This is a genomic window from Paractinoplanes rhizophilus, from assembly GCF_042664765.1.
Classification (GTDB): domain Bacteria; phylum Actinomycetota; class Actinomycetes; order Mycobacteriales; family Micromonosporaceae; genus Actinoplanes; species Actinoplanes rhizophilus.
Genome location: NZ_JBHTBJ010000141.1, coordinates 1 through 530, shown reverse-complemented (window position 1 = coordinate 530; position 530 = coordinate 1). Strand labels below are relative to the sequence as shown.

The window sequence follows — 530 nt, the reverse complement described above, 5'->3', positions numbered from 1 at the left end:
TGGACCAAGGGTCTGGGCTTCGAGGTGCCGCGGGCCGGTTCCGGCGCGGATTTCGAGTATTTGTTCTGGGTGGGTTGCGCGGGCGCGTTCGAGGATCGGGCGAAGAAGACCACCCGGGCGGTGGCGACGCTGCTGCATGAGGCGGGCGTCGATTACGCGATTCTGGGTGAGGGCGAGACGTGTACGGGTGATCCGGCGCGGCGCATCGGTAACGAGTTCGTCTTCCAGATGCTGGCTCAGCAGAACGTGGAGACGTTGCGGGAGGCGGGTGTGAAGAAGATCGTGGCGACCTGCCCGCACTGCTTCAACACGCTGGGTAACGAGTATTCGCAGTTGGGTCTCGAGGTGGAGGTCGTGCACCACACCCAGTTGCTGGCTCACCTGGTCGCCACCGGCAAGCTCACGCCGGTCGAGCCGGTGAGCGACGTGACGTATCACGACCCCTGCTACTTGGGCCGGCACAACCGCGTGTTCGACGCCCCGCGCGAGCTGCTGGGCGAGATCACCGAGATGCCGCGCAACCGCGAGCG

The 530-nt window shown here is 65.8% G+C and carries 1 protein-coding gene; it reads left to right on the top strand.

Features of this window, described 5'->3' with window-relative positions:
* The coding region (locus tag ACFQS1_RS40605) for a (Fe-S)-binding protein (protein ID WP_378978430.1) at nt 1-530 on the top strand (530 nt) is incomplete at both ends.